This window comes from Salipiger sp. D13, assembly GCF_003703915.1.
In the GTDB taxonomy this organism is placed as follows: Bacteria; Pseudomonadota; Alphaproteobacteria; order Rhodobacterales; family Rhodobacteraceae; genus Salipiger; species Salipiger profundus.
In genome coordinates this window covers 82,710-102,307 of sequence record NZ_ML112590.1, presented here as the reverse complement: position 1 = coordinate 102,307, position 19,598 = coordinate 82,710, and the positions used below count along the sequence as shown (strand labels likewise).

Below are 19,598 nucleotides of genomic sequence, written 5' to 3'. Positions count from 1 at the left end.
GACCTTCGGGACCGCCCAGGAGACATGCGCGATGAGCAAGACCATCCTCGTAACGGGCCCCGACCTCGACCCCGCGGCAGTGGCGCTGGCGACGGAGCACGGGTTCGACCTCGTCCATACGCCCGCCTATGCCGAAAGCCAGGTGATTTCCGAACATCTCGTGAAGAGCGGCGCGGTCGGGATCGTTTCGCGGATGGGGCGGATCGACGCCGAGGTGATGGATGCAGCGCCGCAGCTCCGGGTGATCTCGAAGCATGGTGTCGGCGTCGACAACATCGACCTCGCCGCCGCCGCCAGCCGCGGGATCCCGGTGCTGGTGGCGACCGGCGCCAACGCGGTTTCGGTTGCCGAGCATGCGATCGCGCTGCTGCTCGCTGCGGTGAAGCGTGTGCTGCCGCTCGACGAGGGCCTTCGAGCAGGGCGCTGGGAAAAGCCCGGGTTCGCCGGGCGCGAGCTTGCCGGGGCGACCATGGGGTTGATGGGCATGGGCGCCATCGCGCGCGCCACCGGACGGATGGCGCAGGGGCTCGGCCTGAAGCTGGTCGGCTACGATCCCTTCGCCCCCGACAGTGCCTTCGAAGAGCTCGGCGCCACGCGCTGCGCCTCGGTGGACGAGCTTCTCGCGCAGTCCGAGGTGCTGAGCCTCCATTGTCCGCTGACCCCCGACACCCGCGAGATGCTGAATGCCGAGGCCATCGCGAAGATGCCGAAGGGGGCCTACGTCGTGAACACCGCCCGCGGAGGCCTCATCGACGAGGCCGCCCTCGTCGATGCGGTCCGTTCCGGCCAGCTCGCCGGCGCGGGTCTCGATACCTTTGCCTCCGAGCCGCCGGCCGCCGACCACGTCTTCTTCGACGAACCCGCCATCGTGCTGACGCCGCATATCGGCGGGGTGACGCGCGAGGCCGGCGCCCGGGTGGGGGTCGAGGCGGTCCGCGGCATCATCCAGATCATCGAGGGGCAGGAGGTGCCGCAGGCGCGGATCGCCAACCGCAAGCTGCTTGCCGATGCCCCTGCCCTAGAAAACGTGGAGAAATGAAGATGACCATCGGTTTCCGCATCCTGAACCGCGAGCGTGTGGCCTCGAAAGAGCTGGTCGAGGCCTTCGCCAAGCTGCCGGTGGCCAACGTCTCGGACAGCATGTCCCGGATGACCGCCGCGGGACCGGGCCTGCGCCCCATGCATGCGTCCGGCGGCATGGCGGGCGTGGCGCTGACCGTGAAGGCGCGCCCCGGCGACAACCTGATGCTGCACAAGGCCATCGACATGGCGGTGCCCGGCGATGTCATCGTCGTCGATGCCGGTGGCGATCTCGCCAACGCGCTGATGGGCGAGCTCATGCTGGCATACGCGATCAAGAAAGGTGTCGTGGGCTTCGTGCTGAACGGTGCGATCCGCGACGCGGACAACTTCGTCGAGACCAACCTGCCGACCTTTGCCGCAGGCATCACCCACCGCGGCCCCTACAAGGACGGCCCCGGCGAGATCAACGTGCCCGTCGCCATCGACGGCATGGTGATCCATCCCGGCGACATCATGATCGGCGACAGCGACGGCGTGCTCTGCGTGCCGATCGACGAGGCCGAGGAGATCCTCGCGAAGACGCAGGCCAAATCCGACGCCGAGATCCGCCAGATGGCGGCCATCGAGGCCGGAACGAACGACCGGAGCTGGGTCGACCGCGCTCTCAGGGACCGTGGTTGCGCCTTTCCGGCCGACTGACCCCACACGCATGTAAACAGGAGGAGAACACATGCTGCATTTCATCAGGACGATCACGATCGCGGGCAGCGTCGCCCTTGCGGCCGGCGCCGCCTTTGCCCAGGACCACCCGGACAAGCCGATCGAGGTGATCGTCGGCTACTCGGCCGGCGGCGGCACCGACGTGATGGCCCGCACCACCGCGCCCTTCATCGAGAAATACCTCGGTGACGGTGCCAGCATCGTGGTCAAGAACATGCCGGGGGCCAGCGGCCAGATCGGTGTCACCGAGGTCGCGACGGCCGACCCCGACGGCTACACGCTCGGCACCTTCAACCTGCCCGGCATGATGGCACGGACCATCGACCGCGAAGCCGACTACGACCAGGACAGCTTCACCTATCTCGCGAACGTGGTGAACGATCCCAACGTGATTGTCACGACCAAGGGCGGCGGGCTCGACAGCATCGACAAGCTGATCGAGGAAGCAAAGGCCAACCCCGGTGCGGTCACCGTCGGCATGTCGAGCCTCGGCGGCGACGATCACTTCATGCTGATCAAGCTGCAGCAGCTCACCGGCGCCGAGTTCACCATCGTTCCCTTCAAGGGCTCGGCACCGGCGCGGACCGCGCTGATGGGCGGGCATGTCGCCATGGGCATCCTGAACATCTCGGAAGTGGCCGAGTTCCAGGAAGAGCTCAACGTGCTCGGCGTCGCAACCGAGGAGCGTTCGGACTTCGCCCCCGACCTGCCGACCTTCAAGGAACAGGGCGTCGACCTGATCAACGGTTCGATGCGCGGCTTCGTCGCTCCGGCGGGTCTTCCCGAGGACGTGCGCGCGAAACTGCTCGATGCCTTCGAGCAGCTCGAGGGCGACGCGGAGTTCCAGGAGGCCATGAAGGCCACCGCGAACCCGGTCGAGGTCGTCACCGGCGACGCGTTCAAGGCGCTGACCGGCGATCTCTACGACCTTGCAAGGGGGGTGTGGGAAGAAACGCCCTGGAACTGAGGCATCGCGGCGCGGGGCATACTCCCCGCGCCATCCTTCCCCTGCTTCCGGAGCCAGTCTCATGTCAAACCGCCTGTCCCGCCCCGAGACCCTGACGGCCCTGGGCATCATCGTGGTCGCCGCCGGCTTCCTCGTTCCGGCCACCGCGCTGCGGCCGATTTCGGCATTGCTGCCTGTGGCCATGCTCGTCGGGCTGATCATTCTTTCCGCGATCCTGCTGATGATGGATCAGCGCAAGGCCGCTGCCGGCACACCCGCCCAGCCCATGACGAAGTCGCCGGCGCGCGTCGTCGGAGCCTTCGCGCTGATCGTCGCATATGCCCTCGCCACCGATTTCATCGGGTTCTACGTGAGCACGGTTGTAGCTGTGCCGCTGACCGCGTTCCTCTTCGGATTTCGCAACCCGCTCGGACTTGCCCTCGCCACGGCCATCGTTGTCGGGACGATCTGGCTGATCTTCGATTTCGGCATGTCGCAGGATTTCCCTGCCGGCCGTCTCTGGACCGAATGAGGTCGCCATGTACTCGGATCTTCTCCAGGCACTTCCCGCCGTAGTCGGCTTCAGCAATTTCGCCGCCGTGGTGATCGGGGTGCTCGCCGGCATCGTGGTCGGCGCCATGCCCGGCCTGAGCGCGACGATGGCCATCTCGGTGCTCGTGCCCTTCACCTTCGGTCTCGAACCGCTCGTCGCGCTCGGGCTGATGGCCGGCATCTACAACGGCGCCATGTATGGCGGCGCGATCCCGGCGGTGCTGTTGCGCATCCCCGGCACGCCTGCCGCCGTGGCCACCACCTTTGACGGCTACCCGATGGCGCAAAAGGGCGAGGGCGGCTTCGCCCTGCAGGTCGCGGTCGTCTCCTCGGCCATTGGCGGCATCGCCTCTGCCTTCGCGCTGATGCTGCTCGCCCCGCCGCTCTCCAAGGTCACGCTGCTGTTCGGCCCGTCCGAGGTCTTCTGGGTCGCCGTGTTCGGCCTGGCCTCGATCATCTTCCTGCTGGGCGGCAACCCGGTGAAGGGCCTGATCTCGGCCTGCTTCGGGGTCTTCGTCTCCGTCATCGGGTCGGATCCGATCTACGGGAACGACCGTTTCACCTTCGGCCAGCTCGAAATGCTCGACGGCATCAGCATCGTGATCCTCCTCGTGGGTCTCTACGCCCTGCCGCCGGTGATCGACCTGCTCGAGACGCCGCTCAAGACCGACGGCATCGAAAGCTCGCAGCTCGGCACGGAGCCGATCTGGAAGGCCATTCCCCGCATGAAGGGCTTCTGGAAGACTTGGCTGCGCTCGTCGGTCTTTGGCATCTGGATCGGCATCCTGCCCGGCGCGGGCGGCTCGATGGCGGCGTTCATGTCCTACAACGAGGCCCGTCGCAATTCGAAGCATCCCGAGAGATGGGGCGAAGGCGAGCCCGAGGGCGTCGCCGCCTCGGAGACCGCGAACAACGCCGACACGGCCTCGGCCCTGATCCCGGCGCTGACGCTGGGCATCCCGGGAACCGCCGTTGCCGCGGTGATGCTGGGTGGCCTGCTGGTCCATGGCCTGCAACCGGGACCGATGCTGTTCCGCGAGAACCCCGGCATCGTCTTCGGCTTCATGTGGCAGTTCCTGTTCGGGGCGATCCTGCTGATCCTGCTTGGCGGCAGCCTTGCCACCAACAGCTTCGCGCGACTTCTCATCCTGCCGCGTCCGCTGCTTGGATCGGTGATCATCGTGCTGATGCTGATCGGGGTCTACTCGATCCACGGCCGGATGTTCGACGTCTACCTTATGCTAGGGTTCGGTGCCATCGGCTGGGTGATGGACAAGCTGAAGTTCCCGCTGCCGCCGGTGGTGCTGGGTCTGATCCTAGGTGGCTTCGCCGAAGAGAACCTCCGGCTCGCTCTCCGGATCGGTCGTGGCGACTGGGGCGTGCTGTTCCAGAACACGACGAGCCTGGTCCTCGTGGCGCTCACCGTCGCGGTGGTGGTCGGCCCGATCGTCAAGCGCAGGCTCACCGACCGTCGCAAGCAGAGCGGCATGTGACGGCCCCGGACAAGCCCCGGGCGGCCGGACCGATAGATACGGCCCCCCGGACACAGACACCGGCGCGTTCCGCTGAGCGGCCCGACGCCAGATTTTCGCAAGAGGCACCGTCACGGTGTAAAGGAGGAAAAGCGATGAAACTGACGACACTTGGCGCCTCGGCGCTCCTGATGGCCTCGACGGCCGTGGCACATGCGGACAACTGGACCGCCTACACCTACTCCTCGGTGTCGACGACATCGGCGGTCAAGGGCATGAACCGCATCGCCGATCGCGCCGCAGAGGAGACCGATGGCGACCTCGACATCACCCTGCATCTCGGCAAGACCCTGCAGATCGCCTCGGCCGACATCACCCAGGCGGTGGGCGACGGCATCGTCGATATGGCTGCCGACTTCTTCTTCTCTGGCAACGTGCCGATCGCGCGGGTGCTGAACCTTCCCATGCTGATCGAGAACGACGAGGAGTGGGACAAGGCCTACGCCGCCATCGAGCCCGTGCTGGTGGAGGCCTTCGCCGAGCAGAACGTCGTCCTGCTTGGCGGCTACCGTTACCCCGAGCAGACGATCTTCACCACTTTCGAGATCGACGAACTGTCGGATCTCGAAGGCCACAAGATCCGGGTGACGTCGCCCGAACAGGGCCACTTCATCGAAGAGTTCGGCGGGGCCGCGATCACGCTTTCGGGCTCGGAGGTTCCGACCTCGCTGGAGCGCGGCGTCATCGAGGGCGTGCTGACCGCGAGCGCGGGCGGCGCGAAGAACTGGCACGAATTCCTGCCCTACAACTACCGGTTCGCGGTGAACTACGGAAACTCGATGATCATCGCCAACGCGGACTCCTTCGAGGCGCTGTCGCCGGAAACCCAGGAGACGCTGCGCGCCATCGTGGCAGAGGAAGGCCCGGCCACCACCGCGGCGTTTCTCGAGGACGAGGAGGCCCAGAAGGCATCCCAGTCCGAGGCGGGCATGACCCTCGTCGAGGAAGCCGAGGGCGACGCCGACATGGCGCGCGAGCGGCTGGCCCCGTTCTGGGAGGAGTGGGCCGAGCAGAACGGCCCGGAATACGTCGAGGCACTCCAGACCGTGCGCGACGCGATCGGAAAGTGAGCAACTGAATGATGGACGAACGTAACAGCGGACCGGCTTCTGCCGGTCCCGTCTTCGACGCGGCGGCGCTGGTCACCCGGGTGCTCAGCGGTGCCGTCCTGGCGGCGCTCGTCGGGCTGGTCTGCCTCGAGGCGGTCCTGCGCGGTGCCTTCAACTACTCGCTCGGTTTCGCCGAGGAACTCACCGGCTATTGCGTCGTCCTGCTCACCTTCTTCGGAGCCGCGCTCGCCCTGCGGGCGGGCTCCCTCTTCCAGGTGCATTTCCTGTTCGACAAGTATTCGCCGGCAGTTCGCACCTGGGTGCAGCGGGTCTTCGTCATCGTTGCACTGATCGTCTGCGTGATCCTCGCGTGGAAGGCCAAGGACCTGACGCTTAGCTCGTTCTCGCGCAACCGCTTCGCGGCGACCGTGCTGCGCACGCCGCTGTGGATACCGCAGATGATCCCGCCGCTCGGCTTCACGGTCATCTGCATCTTCCTCATCGAGCAGTTCCTGCTCACGTTCCGCCGGAAGGAGACCAACTGATGGAAGCCATTCTCGCCTTCGGTGTTCTCATCGGCCTCATTCTCGGTGGCATGTGGGTGCAGTTTGCCGTGGCCGGTGCCGGGCTTTTCTACATCTGGATGCTGAACGGCTTCGGCGGGTTCCGTGCCCTCGGCATGGTCAGCTGGGGCGCGTCCAACAGCTTCACCCTTGCCGCCATTCCCCTGTTCGTTCTGATGGCCGAGATCCTGCTGGGATCGGGCCTTGCGGGCCGTCTCTACAACGGGGTGGCACCCTTCATGCGCCGGCTTCCGGGCGGGCTCATGCACACCAACATCGCCGGCAGCGGCATCTTCGCCGCGATCTCGGGCGGCTCCGCGCCGACCGCCGCCGCGATGTCTACAGTCGCCTTGCCGGAGCTTACCAGGCGCGGCTACAACAAGCGGCTCGTCGCGGGCTCGCTGGCGGCGGGCGGCACGCTGGGCATCCTCATTCCGCCATCGATCACCATGATCATCTACGCGACCTTCACCGAAACCTCGATCGCACGGCTCTTCGCGGCGGGTCTGGTGCCGGGGATCGTGCTTGCCCTGCTCTACATGGCCTTCATCATCGCGCGCGTTCTGGTGAACCCCGGGCTTGCCCCGAAATCCGACGAGAAGACGTCGTTCGGGGACCTCGGCCGCGCCCTGCTGGACATCGTGCCCTTCCTGCTGCTGATCGTTATCGTGCTCGGCAGCATCTACGGTGGCTTCGCCACGCCGACCGAGGCCGGTGCGGTCGGCACCGTCGGTGCCATCGCCATCGCGGCGCTCTACGGGAAGTTCAGTCTGTCGCTGCTCGGAAGCGCGTTGTCCCGCACTGTCCGGATGAGCGGGAACATCCTGTTCATCGTCTTCACCTCGATGATCTTCGCCTATGCAACCGCGCTGTCGGGCGTCGGAGAGGACCTCGTCGGCATGCTCGAGGAGGCCAACGTCTCGCGCACGGCGTTCCTGCTGATCATCATGGTGGTCTTCGCCATCCTCGGCTGCTTCATGGAGGGCCTCGGAATGATCGCGATCATCGTGCCGGTGATCTTCCCGGCGCTGCTCGCGCTCGATGTGGACCCGATCTGGTTCGGTGTCTTCGTCGTGATCCTCGTCGAGCTGGGCCAGCTTACCCCACCGCTGGGCGTGATCCTCTTCGTCGTCGCAAGCTCGTCCGACAAGGTGCGGGTCGAGGACGTGATCATGGGCACCCTGCCCTTCTTCATCATCATCCTCGCGTTCATGCTGCTGCTGATCGCCTTTCCGCAAATCGCGCTGTTCCTGCCGGAGTTCACGTTCGGATGACCATTCCCACCTACCCTTTCCCCGATCCCGTCGTCATCGACGCGACCGTGTTCACCGAGCTGCCCGCCGCCCTTCGACGGCCCGGGGTCTCCTCCTACTGGGCCGAGAAGAACCGGCGCGGGCAGCCGGTGGACAGCTTCATCGAGGGTCCGTCCTTCGACCGCGAGGGAAACCTGTATTTCGTGGACATCCCCTTTGGCCGGGTGTTCCGCGCGGATCCAGCCGGCGAGGTGACCCAGGTCGCCGAGTACGAGGGGCAGCCCAACGGGCTCAAGATCCACGCGGACGGGCGCATCTTCCTTGCCGATTACCAGAACGGGATCATGCTGCTCGACCCGGCAACAGGTGATGTCACGACAGCGCTGGGCGATGCGGACACCGAAGGGTTCAAGGGGTGCAACGACCTCCACTTCGGGCGGGACGGCGCGCTTTATTTCACCGATCAGGGCCAGACCGGCCTGCAGGACCCGTCGGGACGCGTCTGGCGCTGGCGCCCGGAGTCCGGAGAGCTGTCCTGCCTGATCGACAAGGTGCCCAGCCCCAACGGGCTGGTGCTCGACCTTGCCGAGCATGTGCTCTTCCTGGCGGTGACCCGGGCCAACGCCGTCTGGCGACTGCCGATGGCGGCGAGCGGGCGCGTCAACAAGGCCGGTCTGTTCATCCAGTTCTCGGGTGGGCGCGCGGGGCCGGACGGGCTTGCGCTCACCGACCAGGGCGGCGTGGTGGTCTGCCAGACCGGCATGGGGCTGGTGTGGATCCACAACGCGCTCGGCCAGCCAATCGCGGTGGTCCGCTCGCCCCGGGGCCTCGGGACCACCAATTGCGCGTTCGGAGGCCCGGAGGGGCGGACGCTGTTCATCACCGAAAGCGACTCCGGCAGCATCCTCAAGGCAGAGCTCCCGGCCACGCTCGGGGTCTCGGGGGCACCGATGTTCGCCCACGCCTGACCTTTGCGGTCACGCAGAAAAGCAAACGGGGCCGCCCCATGGGCGGCCCCGTCATCATTTCGGGGAATTTCTTCCGAAACCGTGGTTACTGCTGACCGCTGTAGACCGGGAAGGCCGTCGCGTCGCCGTAGTCCTTGGCGGTCACCGACTTGAGCGTTTCCATGTCCTCGTCCGAAATCTCGAAATCGACGTCGGCGTTGGTCTTCATGTGATCCGGGTTTGCCGTCTTCGGCAGCGCCAGCAGGTCGAGTTGCAGCACGTAGCGGATGCAGAGCTGCGGGACGCTCACGCCGTATTTCTTGGCCATCTCGCCGATCTCGGCATTCTCGAGGATCTTGCCGTGGCCGATGGGCGAATAGGCCTCGACCAGCATGCCGTTCGATTTGGCGTGCTCGATCAGCTCGAAGGGCGTGTTACCCACGTGCGCCAGGACCTGGTCGATCATCGGCTTGACGGTCGCGTTCTCCAGCAGGTTGTCGAGGTCTTCCTTCTGGAAGTTCGACACGCCGATGGCGCGCAGCTTGCCGGCCTCGAGCGCCTCTTCCATGGCCTTCCACGCGGCGAGGTTGCCCTCGAAGAAGCGGTCATCACTGGCCCAGTCGGCCCACGGCTGCGGGCTGTGGATGATGAAGAGGTCGATGTAATCGAGGCCGAGGGTCTTAAGCGACTCGTCGATGGCAGCCTTCGCGCCCTCGTAGTCCTTGACCTCGGCGGCAAGCTTGGTCTGCACGAAGAGCTCTTCGCGCGGCACGCCGCATTCGCGGATGCCCTCGCCCACGCCACGCTCGTTGCCATAGGCCTGCGCGGTGTCGATGTGGCGATAGCCAAGGCTCACGGCGGCCTTGACGGCCTCGGCGACCTTGTCATCGTCGATCATCCACGTGCCGAGCGCGAGTTTGGGGATTGCGACACCATTCGGGAGGGTCTGGGTTTCCTGAAGCATCATCGGGAGGCTCCTTTCTTCTCTGGCCCGATCCGGGCCGTTTCGGTTCGAAGACAGCGTCTTCGCTGCCCTTGTGACGAACGATGTAGTCTCCGCCGGGGCGGTTGATAATCGACGCCACAATACAGCCAGTCATGACGCGCGCTCATCAATCGTCCAGCGCGTCGAACGCAAGGGGACGCACCTCGCGGCACGCCCCCAAGGCTCTTCATGACAGGCCGCTCAGACCGCCGGCAGGCGGTCGATGAACTTGTCCATGGTCAGCGGGTAGTCGCGAACCCTGACGCCGGTGGCGTTGTAGAGCCCGTTGGCGACGGCTGCCGCGACACCGCAGAGACCCAACTCGCCCACGCCCTTGGCCTTGAGCGGGCTAGCCGCGGCATCGAGCGTGTCGAGGAAGATCACTTCCTGCTCGGGGATGTCGGCATGGACCGCGACCTCGTAGCTCGCCATGTCGTGGTTGGCGAAGAAGCCACGGGCCCGGTCGAGCGCCATGTCCTCCGAAAGCGCCGCACCGACACCCATGACCATGCCGCCGATCACCTGGCTGCGCGCGGTGATCGGGTTGAGGATGCGCCCCGAGTCACATACCGCGAGCATCCGCCGCACGCGTGTCTCGCCGGTGTAGGCGTGGACGCCGACCTCGACGAAATGCGCGCCGAAGGTGCCCATGGCATAGTTCTGCTGGAAGTCGCCCCAGGCGATGGCATCCTCGGCCGAGACCTCTTCGCTGATCTCCGACAAGGCCATGTCGACATCACCCCCGGTGACGCGGCCATCGGCAAAGTCGGCCTCCTCGATCCCGAGGGTTTCGGCGATGCGCGCGCGCAGTGCCATGCAGGCGGCGTAGACGCCGGAGGTCGAGCTCGGCGCCCCGAACTGCCCGCCCGACCCCGAGGATACCGGGTAGGCGCTGTTCGCCATGCGCATCTCGACGGCCTCGTAGGGCAGCCCCATGGTCTCGGCCGCGGTCTGCGCGAGGATCGTGTAGGAGCCGGTTCCGATGTCGGTCATGTCGGTCTCGATGACCAGCTTGCCTCCGTCGAGGATCGCGCGCGCGCCCGAGGGAAGCACGAGATGTCCGCGATAGGCCCCTGCCACACCGTGGCCGATGAGCCAGTCGCCGTCGCGTGTGCCGCCGGGCGTCGTGTTGCGGTCCGCCCAGCCGAAGGCCTCGGCGCCGCGGCGCAGGCACTCGACGTAGTGGCGTTCGCTGAACGGAATCTCCGGGTTCGACGGGTTCACCTGCGTGTCGTTGACGACGCGGAATTCCACAGGGTCCATTCCGACCGCTTCGGCCATCTCGTCCATGGCGATTTCCAGCGCCATGAGGCCCGATGCCTCGCCCGGAGCACGCATGTCCGCGGTTTCAGGCAGCGGCATGTCCACCACGTGGTTCTTCACGCGGCGGGTTTCGCCGGCATAGAACAGCGGTGTCTGGGCGGTGGCGTTCTCGCCACGTCCTCCGGGCAGGCAATAGGAGGCCGCTTCGTGCCAGATGCCCTTGAGCCGACCCTCGCCGTCGGCCGCGAGCCTGATGCGCTGGACCGTCGCCGAGCGGTGGGTGGTGTTGTTCATCACCATCGGCCGGGGCAGCGCCAGCTTCACCGGTGCCCCCGCCGCGCGGCTGCCGAGCGCCGCCAGCACCGCGTCGGCCCGCAGCCAGAGCTTGGCGCCAAAGCCGCCGCCGACGTAGGGGCTTTCGACCCGGATGCGTTCGGGCTCGATGCCGAAGGTCGTCGCGATGGACTGGTGGTTCCAGTTGATCATCTGGTTCGAGGTCCAGACGGTCATGTCCTCGCCGTCGGACCAGTCGACCGTGGAGCTGTGCGGCTCCATCATCGTGTGGCTCTCGCCGGGCGTGTGATACATGTTGTCGATCACATGCGCCGCATCGGCAAAGGCCGCCTCGACGTCGCCCACCAGCGTGTCGGGCTCGCCGGTGCCCTGCACCCGCTCGAAGGCGGCATCGAGATCGAGATCGGCGGGCTCGCCTTCCTCGTATTCCACCGAGATCATCGCGGCCGCAGCACGCGCCTGCTCGAAGGTCTCGGCGACCACCACGGCGATGGCCTGATGGTAGTGCATCACATCGGCACCGCCGAAGAGCCGCGCGACGTTGTTCATGCCCTTTTCGAGGGGGTCGATGTCGAGCGTCGTGACAACCGCGCGCACGCCGGGGGCATTGCGGGCCTCGTCTGCGTTCATGGACACGATCCGCCCATGCCCGATGCCGGCGCCGAGCGGATAGCCATAGAGTGCATCCGGCGCGGCGTCATTGCGCTCGTAGGCATAAGGCGCGGTGCCGGTGACCTTGGGTGGGCCATCGTAGCGTGTGAAACGCTGGCCGACGACGCGCTCGTCGTCGAAGACATTGCTGCCTGCGGGTTCGTTGAAGTCCATCTCAGGCCTCCTTCAGCATGGCTGCGAGCGTGCGCTCGGCGAGGGTGAGTTTGAAGGCGTTCTCCTCGGTCGGCCGTGCGCCGTCGAGCAACACCGACATTACCGCGGATGCCCCGTTGGGCAGCTCTGCGTCCGCTTCGGCGCGGCGCCACGGTTTCGGCGCGACGCCACCAAGCGCCACCCGTCCGGAGCCGTCCGGCTGCCGGATCAGCGCCACGGAGACCAGTGCAAAGGCATAGGACGCCCGGTCGCGCACCTTGTGATAGCTCTGCGTTCCGCCGACCGGCGCGGGCAGGCGCACGTGGGTGATGAGCTCGCCCGGCATCAGCGCGGTTTCTTCCTCGGGCGTGTCGCCCGGCAGCAGGTGCAGGTCTTCGAGCGCGATTTCGCGGCTCATCCCGTTCGGCGTGACCGTCTCGACCACCGCGTCGAGAACACGCATTGCAACGGCCATGTCGCTCGGATGCGTCGCGATGCAGGAGTCCGAGGTGCCGATGACGCCGAGCTGCCGGCTGAAGGCACCCTCGGTGAGCGCGGCGCAGCCGGACCCGGGCGCGCGCTTGTTGCACGGCATGTTGGTGTCGTAGAAATACGGGCACCGCGTTCTCTGCAGCAGGTTGCCGCCCGTGGTGGCCTTGTTGCGCAGCTGCCCCGTGGCGCCCGCCGCGATGGCGCGCGTCAGCACTGGGTAGTCCCGCCGGATGCGGGTGTCGGCAGACAACGCGGTGTTGGTCACCAGCGTGCCGATGCGCAGGCCGCCGTCCTCGGTCTCGGTGATCTCGTCGAGCCCCAGCCCGTTGACGTCGATGACGTGCACGGGGGTCTCGATCTCGAGCTTCATCAGGTCGAGGAGGTTGGTGCCGCCTGCAAGGAACTTCGCCCCCGGCGTCTCTGCCGCGGCGGTCGCGGCTGCCGCCGCGTCGGTCGGTTTCTCGTAGCTGAATGCCCTCATGCCTGATCCTCCGCGACCTGGGTGATGGCGGCGAGGATGTTCGCGTAGGCGCCGCAGCGGCAGATGTTGCCCGACATGCGCTCGCGGATCTCTTCGATCACCTTGCGAGCCGACTGGATCTGGCCCGGCGTGCAGTAGCCGCACTGGAAGCCGTCGTTCTCGACGAAGGCCGTCTGCATCGGGTCCATCGTCTGGGGCGTGCCGATGCCCTCGATGGTCTCGACCTCGTCTCCGTCGTGCATGACAGCGAGGCTGAGGCAGGAATTGATGCGCTCGCCGTTCACGGTGCAGGTGCAGGCGCCGCACTGGCCGTGATCGCACCCTTTCTTGGTGCCGGTCAGCTGCATGTGCTCGCGCAGCGCGTCCAGCAGCGTCACGCGGTTGTCCACGGTCAGCTCACGCTGCTCGCCGTTGACGGTCAGCGAAACGGTCGTGGTCTCGGAGCCAGCGGGTGCGGCGTCCTGGGATTGCGACTGCGCCTGCGCGGAGTTGCCGTTGGAGGCTGCGCCAAAGGCCGCAACGGCGGCGCCCCCCTGAAGCAGCGTGCGGCGGCGGATCCTGAAGTCGATGGGTGGGCTCATTGCGAGGTCCTTCCTGTCGTTGCGGGAGAAGCCTCGAACCGGTGGCAAACGGGCTCGGGCGATTGTTTCGGAGAAAGCTATTGCGCGGCCAGATCGTGACTATTGCGGCAGACCACATAGCACCTATTGGCCAAGCTCATTAATCCATTGGAGGTATCGGATTCACGCGGTCGACCCGCCCCCGGGGGCCGGGCGCGGGTCGACGGGTTGTCAGCCGTGTGCGCTCAGAGGAACTGGCCGTTGTCCACCTGGATCACCTGACCGGTGACGGCCCGGCCCATGTCCGAGGCGAGATAGAGCGCCGCATAGGCCTGGTCGATCGGTTCCGTGCCGGGCACGGAGGTGTTGGTGTACTTGTCGGAGAACTCCAGCATCTCGCCGCCGCCCTCCTGTTCGCCGGCCGCCCAGGCGCGGGCTGCGTCGGTATCGGTCACGCCGGGCGCGATGGCGTTGCAGCGGATATTCGTGCCTGACAGGCGCATGGCGATGTTGAGCGTCATGGTGTTCAGCCCGCCCTTGGTCGTGGTGTAGGCGACGCCGCAGATCGGTGTCGTGCCATTCACCGAGCTGACGTTGATGATCCGGCCCTCGTCGCGCGGCATCATGTGGTTCACCGCCTCGCGGCAGAAGCGGAACGGCCCGGCAAGGTTGATCTGCATGATCTTGTCGAAGTGCTCGGTCGAGGTCTTCTCGATGGCATACATTTCTCCGACACCGGCGTTGTTGACGAGGATGTCGACCTGCCCGAAGGCCTCGATGGCATCCGCGAAGACCTGCGCGGGCGCATCCGGATCGGCACTGTCGGCAATGATGCCGCGCGCCCGGCCCCCGGCCTTGGCGTTGATGCCGTCAACGGCCGCGTCGAGCGCTTCCTTGCCACGCGCGGTCAGCACGACATTGGCGCCTTCCTCGGCAAAGAGCTCGGCGATGGCGAGGCCGATGCCCTTGCTCGCGCCCGTGACGATGGCTGTCTTTCCGGTGAGAAGCTGTTTCATCCTGCTTTCCTTTCAGTTTCGGTCAGGGTTCGGGACGAACCGCCCTGCCCTTCAGTCGTTGTCGTCAGCATCCACCCGCACGGTGGCGGCCCGGGCGCGGTCCGAAACCATCGGCGCGAGGTATCGGCTGGAGACGTACTTGGCGCGATAGGCGGCATCGATGCGGTCGTTCAGCTCGGGCTCTGCCGGCGAGAAGGTGACCTCGCGGGTCATGCCGGCCACGCTGATCCGGCCTGCACGCTCGCGCAGCGCGGCGCGATACCAGCTCGATTCGGTGCCGCTGTAGGCACGGACGTATAGCGCGCCCTCGGCCACCACCGACCAGATGAAGGTGGGCGTTCCGGTCGTCACGCCGTCCTCGCGCAGCGGTGCGATGCGAAAGTCATCGGCGTCTTCGATCGTGTCCAGTTCCTGCTTCGTCCAACCCATGTGATGCCTCCGATCCGTCTGTGTCCAAGGATGTGGGGCTTTGAGATCGGCGCATAAGTGCCGCGGAGATCACCCCATTCATGAGCGGACCTCATGGAACCTTCGCACATGAAAAAGGCCCCGGACCTTGGGTCCGGGGCCACAGTTGCCGCCAGAGAGGTGCGGCAGGGAGGAAACCTCAGTTCATCTGATGCGGAAGCCACAGCGACAGGGCCGGGAACAGCAGCAGGATTCCGATGGCGATGATATGGGCGATGAAGTGCGGCCAGATCCCGCGGAACACCTCGCCGACCGGCGTGCCCGAGTATCGCGAGACCACGAAGGCGTTCAGGCCCAATGGTGGTGTCACCATTCCGAGCTCGGCGGTCACGATGACGATCACGCCCCACCAGATCGGATCGTATCCGAGGTTGATGACCATCGGCACCACGATCGGCACTGTCAGCACGAGGATCGCCATCTGGTCCAGGAACGTCCCGAGCAGGATGTAGATCAGCACGAGGACGATGATGACGCCCCAGGACGGAAGCGGCAGATCCCCGACCCAGCGCACGAGGCCCTGCGTCGTCTGGGTCATGGCGAAGAACGTCGAGAAGACATGTGCCGACATCACGATCAGCGCGATCATGCAGGACGTGCGGGCGGCCTTGGAAAACACCTCGTAAATCTCGGGCCAGCTGCGGCGGGCGCGGGCGAAATACAGGATCGCCGCGCCGAAGGCTCCCAGCGCCGAGGCTTCGGAGGGCGTCGCCACGCCGCCGTAGATGGCGCCGGTGACGGCCAGCATCAGCAGCAGCATCGGGCCGATGAGACGCAGCAGGTAGATCTTCTCGCGCAGCGGCACCTTCTCGGAGATCGGCGCACGCTCGGGCTTCTGCCAGGCGAGGAACCATACGGTGAAGCCGATGGTGAAGGTCACGAGCATGCCGGGCACGACACCGGCCACGAGCATCTGGGCGATCGACACATCCGCGAGCAGCCCGTAGACGATCATCGCCACGCTCGGCGGGATCAGCATCGACAGGGTGCCGGAGATCGCAACGACACCAGCCGCCATCGGTCGCTCGTAGTTGTATTTCGTCATCGCCGGAAGCGAGGTCGAGGACAGGGTGGCGGCCGCCGCGGTCGACGACCCGCAGATCGCGCCGAAGCCTGCACCCGCCAGCGCCGTGGCGATCCCGAGGCCGCCGCGCACGCGGCCGAACCAGGCCGCCGCGGTGCGGAAGAGATCGTCGGCGATGCCCGACTTCAGCACGAGCTCTGCCATCAGCAGGAACATCGGCACGGTGATGAATTCGCGGGTAATCGCCGTCTCGCGCGGGAACGAGGACAGGATGGCCATCATCGGCATCTCGCCACCGATCATGTAGAGCCCCGCCGCCCCGGCGACGATCATCGCGAAACTGATCGGCGCGCCGACGAGCAGCATCGCGAAAAGGATGAGTATTCCGGTCAGTGGGATCATTCCATCGGCTCCCCGTGGTCTTCGACATCGTCGTCGTGGCCGCGCGTGGCGAGGATCACGACATGGTAGAGCAGCCGCACCACCAGCAGGGCCGCGCCAAGCGGAATCCACAGGTGCGACAGCCAGGACGGCCATGAAATGTAGCCGGGAATGAACTCGTTATGTGTCCAGGCGTCGGCGACGTTGCGCCATGTGCCCAGTGTCAGCAGTGCGAAGATCCCGGCCGAGACGAGGCACCAGACCACGTCGATCCAGGCCAGAAACCGCTTCGGCAGCATGTCACGCACCAGCGTGATGTTGACGTGGTCGCCCGATGTGAAGGTGCCCGACAGCGCGAAGTAGATACCCACCACCATCAGGTAGTAGCCCACCAGCTCGTAGGACCACTGCAGCGGCGCGTTGAACACGTAGCGCAGGATCGCGTCGAAACTCACGATCAGCATGATCAGCGTGATCGACACCATCGCGATCAGCATCGCAGCCTGTTCGAGACGTTTGAGGACCAGCCCCATTATCGCATCTCCCCTTTATGCCTCTCCTTGGACCCCGGTCTTGCGACGGGTGTGAAAAGGGCCGCGTCGGTCGATCCGCGCGGCCCCGGCTGTGGCTGGTGCCGGATCACTCGATGGCGTCCGCCGCCTCCTTGTAGGCGTTCAGGATCTCGGTCCCCGGACGGCCCGAGCGGTCCATCTCGTCGGCCCACTGCTGTGCCACCGGCAGGAGCATCTCGTTCCAGCGCGCGGCCTCTTCGTCGGACAGCGGGTGGACGGTCAGCTTGCCTTCCTCGACCAGCTCGGCCTCGCCGGTCTCGTCGGCGTTCTGCAGGTACTCGCACATGTGCATCGTCATTTCCTCGCCGGCCTTGGTGAGGATCTCCTGCAACTCGGGATCGAGCGACTGGTAGACCCGCTCGGAGATGGCGAAGAAGGTGCTGCCCGCGCCCATCCGGGTGCCGGTGACGGTGTGGTTCAGCACGTTCTCGAGGCCGACGAGCTTGGTCGAGCCCGAAATCCACATGCCGCCGTCGACGGTGCCGCGCGCGAGCGCATCGTAGAATTCGTTCGAGGTCACCTGCACCGGGGTGCCGCCCACGGCGGCCACGGTCTTGGCCATCGCACCGTTGGCGCGCAGCTTGAGGCCCTTCATGTCCTCGACGCTTTCGACGATCTCCTCGTTGGTCTGAACCTCATAGGGGCGCAGCGTCATGACGTAGAGCGGCCGGATCCCGAGCGGCTTGTACTCCGCCTCGTAGATCGCGCCGCCGGGCTGCGCGAGTTCCCAGAACTGACGGGTGCCCTCGCAGGCGGTGTCGTAATAACCGGGCAGCTCCGCGACCGAGGTCAGGGGAAGCTTTTCGACCTCGTAGCCGGGGACCAGCAGCCCCATGTCGGCAAGCCCGGAGGTGACGACGGTGGTGCTTTCCTTGCCCAGCTGGCCGGCGTGGTAGATCTCGAAATCGATCGCGCCGTCAGTGGCTTCCTTGACCTTGTCGGCGAAGCCTTGGATGCCCTCGGTCATGTGCCAGTGGGTGCTCGGAAACACCTGCGTCACGCGGAAGGTCCGCGGATCGATGGCTGCGGCGGGCCCGCTGAGCGCGAGTGCCGACACGGCCCCGAGCGAGATCGCCTTTACGGTTGTCTTGAACATGATTTTTCCTCCCTTCAGACCCGATCCATACCCCGGAGCGGGCCAAGTCCATCCGGTGCCAAAGACTAGGTTTCGCGCCGCGCAGCGGTCAATTGCCCTGCCCTGGGGGGCGATGCCGCGCCTTGGCGCTACATAGGCAAAGCCACTAACGGGCCGTCGCGCTTCACGATGAAGTTCCATCAATAGAACTACTTTTCGACCGTCGTCGCGAAGGCTGGCTGCGGGTATCGGTTCCTCCGATGCGAGTTTCGTATGGCGCTTCAAAGGTATGAAACAACGTCTGATTTCGCGATCTGGCGAAGCGCCGCGTTCAGCGATCGTTCGCGCTATCAGCTGCCAATGGGCGGATTCTCCCCCGCTCAAGGACCAGGGAAAGGATTACTCTGGACATGGAAGCCCCGGAACTATAGCGTCTGCCTATTGCCGAACAGGCATGTGCTTTGTCGACTTGGGAGGGATTGACATGAGCAGGCATGAAAAGCCCGGGAGCAACCTGAACTTCAAACGGCTCTCGTATTTCCTTGCACTGGCGGAACACGGCTCCATCTCGGCTGCGGCGAACGCGCTGAACATGGCCCAGCCGTCGTTGTCCGAGAATATCGCCAAGCTCGAGGACGAGCTCGGCACCAAGCTCGCGATCCGTGGCGCCCGGGGCGTCCAGATGACCGAGGCCGGCGTCGCGCTTGCCAAGCGCGGACAGGAAATCCTGAACGACGTGGGAACCATGATCGAGGAGATCCGCCAGATTGGCGGCGAGCCGCGCGGCACGCTCAGCATCGGCCTGCCGCCGTCGCTGAGCATCCTGCTCAGCGTGCCGCTTCTCGAGACGATCCACTACGAGTTCCCGCAGATCAAGCTGCACATCGCCGAGGCAATGTCCGGCGACATCATCGAGTGGCTCAACACCGACCGGATCGACCTCGGCTGCGTCTACGAGGCGCCCGACAACATCAGCTACGCGCTGCAACCGATCCTGACCGAAGAGATGTTCCTTGTCACCGCGGTCGACAACTGGCCCGGCGAGCTGGGCGAGGACGGCGTGGCCCTTGAGCCGATCAGCGCGGCGCAGCTCTCGGAGCTGCCGCTGGTGCTGACGAGCCAGACCCACGGCGCGCGCAAACTGCAGGAGAAATTCGCCCGCACCATCGGCGTCGATCTCAACGTCATCGCCGAGATCGATTCTCTGCCGCACATCGTCGAGATGGTCAGCCGTGCCAGCGCCTATACGTTGCTGTCGCATGGCGCGGTGATGAAGCAGGTGGCCGCTGGCACGCTCGCGATGGTCCCGATCAAGGAGCCGACGATTCGCCGCACCGCCTATCTCGCGCGGTCGCGTGTGCGACCCGTCACCCGGGCCCGCACGGCGGTGGAGAGCTTCATCCTCGAAATCATCGCCGAGATGGTCGATCGCTACAAGCTGCGTGCCATCGTGGCCGAGGATCTGAGCAAGGCCGCCGCCGAAAAGGCGGCCGAGGCCGACCTGCCCCCGGCGGCCCGCGACCGGGTGGCCTGACGGGTCGTATGCCCTCTCAAGGCGTGCCCTATGGCCGCGCGCAGCGTGTTTCACAACGGCCCGT

General features: G+C 65.9%; 19 protein-coding genes. 10 read left to right on the top strand and 9 right to left on the bottom strand.

Annotated elements, in window-relative coordinates; translation table 11 throughout:
* Nucleotides 1-31: 31 nt before the first annotated feature.
* The 9 genes from D6860_RS00470 to D6860_RS00430 all read left to right on the top strand — a co-directional run bounded on the left by D6860_RS00470 (nt 32) and on the right by D6860_RS00430 (nt 8,606).
* Nucleotides 32-1,039 (top strand): hydroxyacid dehydrogenase, encoded by a 1,008-nt coding sequence (locus tag D6860_RS00470; RefSeq protein ID WP_076624619.1) that lies wholly within the window; start codon nt 32-34, stop codon nt 1,037-1,039.
* A complete protein-coding gene (locus tag D6860_RS00465) occupies nt 1,036-1,722 on the top strand; it encodes an RraA family protein (RefSeq protein ID WP_017468839.1) in 687 nt (228 codons plus the stop codon). Before D6860_RS00470 ends, D6860_RS00465 begins: the two co-directional genes overlap by 4 nt.
* A 31-nt stretch (nt 1,723-1,753) precedes the next feature.
* Nucleotides 1,754-2,710, top strand: coding sequence for a tripartite tricarboxylate transporter substrate binding protein (locus D6860_RS00460; RefSeq protein ID WP_076624620.1), 957 nt, complete (start codon nt 1,754-1,756; stop codon nt 2,708-2,710).
* 61 nt (nt 2,711-2,771) lie between these two features.
* Complete coding sequence (locus D6860_RS00455) at nt 2,772-3,221, top strand: tripartite tricarboxylate transporter TctB family protein (RefSeq protein WP_076624621.1); 450 nt, start codon at nt 2,772-2,774, stop codon at nt 3,219-3,221.
* A gap of 7 nt (nt 3,222-3,228) precedes the next feature.
* Complete coding sequence (locus tag D6860_RS00450) at nt 3,229-4,734, top strand: tripartite tricarboxylate transporter permease (RefSeq protein ID WP_076624622.1); 1,506 nt, start codon at nt 3,229-3,231, stop codon at nt 4,732-4,734.
* A gap of 134 nt (nt 4,735-4,868) precedes the next feature.
* On the top strand, nt 4,869-5,843 hold the full coding sequence (gene dctP, locus D6860_RS00445) for a TRAP transporter substrate-binding protein DctP (protein WP_017467542.1): 975 nt from the start codon (nt 4,869-4,871) through the stop codon (nt 5,841-5,843).
* An 8-nt stretch (nt 5,844-5,851) separates the two neighbouring features.
* Nucleotides 5,852-6,367, top strand: a complete 516-nt coding sequence (locus D6860_RS00440) for a TRAP transporter small permease (RefSeq protein ID WP_017467541.1) — start codon at nt 5,852-5,854, stop codon at nt 6,365-6,367.
* On the top strand, nt 6,367-7,659 hold the full coding sequence (locus tag D6860_RS00435) for a TRAP transporter large permease (protein ID WP_076624623.1): 1,293 nt from the start codon (nt 6,367-6,369) through the stop codon (nt 7,657-7,659). Before D6860_RS00440 ends, D6860_RS00435 begins: the two co-directional genes overlap by 1 nt.
* Nucleotides 7,656-8,606 carry an SMP-30/gluconolactonase/LRE family protein gene (locus tag D6860_RS00430; RefSeq protein ID WP_076624624.1) on the top strand — a complete coding sequence of 317 codons (951 nt, stop codon included), beginning with the start codon at nt 7,656-7,658 and terminating at the stop codon, nt 8,604-8,606. The genes D6860_RS00435 and D6860_RS00430 overlap by 4 nt, the downstream gene beginning before the upstream one ends.
* Before the next feature lie 85 nt (nt 8,607-8,691).
* Here D6860_RS00430 and D6860_RS00425 read toward each other — a convergent pair whose 3' ends face one another.
* The 9 genes from D6860_RS00425 to dctP (D6860_RS00385) form a co-directional block, all read right to left on the bottom strand.
* Nucleotides 8,692-9,552, bottom strand: coding sequence for an aldo/keto reductase (locus tag D6860_RS00425; protein ID WP_076624625.1), 861 nt, complete (start codon nt 9,550-9,552; stop codon nt 8,692-8,694).
* A gap of 219 nt (nt 9,553-9,771) precedes the next feature.
* Nucleotides 9,772-11,952 carry a xanthine dehydrogenase family protein molybdopterin-binding subunit gene (locus D6860_RS00420; protein WP_076624626.1) on the bottom strand — a complete coding sequence of 727 codons (2,181 nt, stop codon included), beginning with the start codon at nt 11,950-11,952 and terminating at the stop codon, nt 9,772-9,774.
* Between the two features lies 1 nt (nt 11,953).
* Nucleotides 11,954-12,904: an FAD binding domain-containing protein gene (locus tag D6860_RS00415; RefSeq protein WP_076624627.1), complete on the bottom strand. Its 951-nt coding sequence runs from the start codon at nt 12,902-12,904 to the stop codon at nt 11,954-11,956.
* On the bottom strand, nt 12,901-13,485 hold the full coding sequence (locus D6860_RS00410; RefSeq protein WP_076624628.1) for a 2Fe-2S iron-sulfur cluster-binding protein: 585 nt from the start codon (nt 13,483-13,485) through the stop codon (nt 12,901-12,903). The genes D6860_RS00415 and D6860_RS00410 overlap by 4 nt, the downstream gene beginning before the upstream one ends.
* Before the next feature lie 224 nt (nt 13,486-13,709).
* On the bottom strand, nt 13,710-14,480 hold the full coding sequence (locus D6860_RS00405; protein WP_076624629.1) for an SDR family NAD(P)-dependent oxidoreductase: 771 nt from the start codon (nt 14,478-14,480) through the stop codon (nt 13,710-13,712).
* A gap of 51 nt (nt 14,481-14,531) precedes the next feature.
* Nucleotides 14,532-14,909, bottom strand: a complete 378-nt coding sequence (locus D6860_RS00400) for a DUF2255 family protein (RefSeq protein ID WP_076624630.1) — start codon at nt 14,907-14,909, stop codon at nt 14,532-14,534.
* A gap of 178 nt (nt 14,910-15,087) precedes the next feature.
* Nucleotides 15,088-16,374 carry a TRAP transporter large permease gene (locus tag D6860_RS00395; RefSeq protein ID WP_076624631.1) on the bottom strand — a complete coding sequence of 429 codons (1,287 nt, stop codon included), beginning with the start codon at nt 16,372-16,374 and terminating at the stop codon, nt 15,088-15,090.
* Nucleotides 16,371-16,886: a TRAP transporter small permease gene (locus tag D6860_RS00390; RefSeq protein WP_017468836.1), complete on the bottom strand. Its 516-nt coding sequence runs from the start codon at nt 16,884-16,886 to the stop codon at nt 16,371-16,373. The genes D6860_RS00395 and D6860_RS00390 overlap by 4 nt, the downstream gene beginning before the upstream one ends.
* A 106-nt stretch (nt 16,887-16,992) precedes the next feature.
* Entirely contained in the window at nt 16,993-18,021 is a 1,029-nt protein-coding gene (dctP, locus tag D6860_RS00385; RefSeq protein ID WP_076624632.1) for a TRAP transporter substrate-binding protein, read from the bottom strand.
* Nucleotides 18,022-18,484: 463 nt separating this feature from the next.
* On the opposite strand from dctP (D6860_RS00385), the gene D6860_RS00380 reads away from it, so the two are divergent.
* Complete coding sequence (locus tag D6860_RS00380) at nt 18,485-19,534, top strand: LysR family transcriptional regulator (RefSeq protein WP_017467939.1); 1,050 nt, start codon at nt 18,485-18,487, stop codon at nt 19,532-19,534.
* Nucleotides 19,535-19,598 lie beyond the last annotated feature (64 nt).